Raw genomic sequence first — 899 nt, forward strand, 5'->3', positions numbered from 1 at the left:
TGGTGCCCGCTACAACCATGTCTAATAACGAATCTTCCAACTCAGCGTTTGTTGGGTTAAGTGAATAACCATCTTCATCAGTAAAGCCAACACGTGCTGCACCGATAGGACCATTGAACGGAACACCTGAGATAGCCAACGCAGCAGAAGTACCGATCATCGCTGCGATATCTGAGTTGTCAGTTTTGTTTGCTGACATAACAGTACAAACAACCTGAACTTCGTTCATGAAACCATTTGGAAACAACGGACGAATTGGACGGTCAATTAGACGAGAAGTTAGCGTCTCTTTTTCAGAAGGACGCGATTCACGCTTGATGTAACCACCTGGGATTTTACCAATCGCATACTGTTTCTCGTTGTAGAAAACAGATAATGGGAAAAAGTCTTGGCCTGGCGCAGTTTGTTTAGCTGCTGTTACCGCAACCAATACTGCGATATCGTCCATTGTGACTAATACAGAACCTGTTGCTTGACGAGCGATTCTGCCTGTTTCGATTGTAACTTCTGACTTACCGTACTTAAATTTTTTAATAACCGGATTCACATCGGCTCCTTAATTTATTTTCTTTGATTTAGCTTCGCTAAATGACAAGGACTAAAAGCTTTACGTCTCAGTGTTCTTACTTCTTTGAAGAACGAGCTCAGAAAAAACACTCAGACATAAAACTTTACGGCCTTCTAACAAAGCACTTTTACATTTACCTTAGCTGCACAAACAACTAAGCGTGATGACAATCACATAAAAAAATATGATTATCGATAAAAAAGAACCGGCATGTCTATCTTTCAAGACATGCCGGTACTTTATTTATGACTTCATAACAAAATCATAGTCATCTCTAAAACAAAGCTCAAAAAGCTTACACCTTAGCGACGTAGACCTAAGCGAGCGATCA

At 40.4% G+C, this 899-nt stretch carries 1 pseudogene; it reads right to left on the reverse strand.

The annotated features are described in order from the left end of the window. A pseudogene (locus tag A3729_RS05060) lies at positions 1-547 on the reverse strand (polyribonucleotide nucleotidyltransferase); the annotation flags it as partial. Between the last annotated feature and the right edge of the window lie 352 nt (positions 548-899).

The organism is Oleiphilus sp. HI0043 (assembly GCF_001634935.1).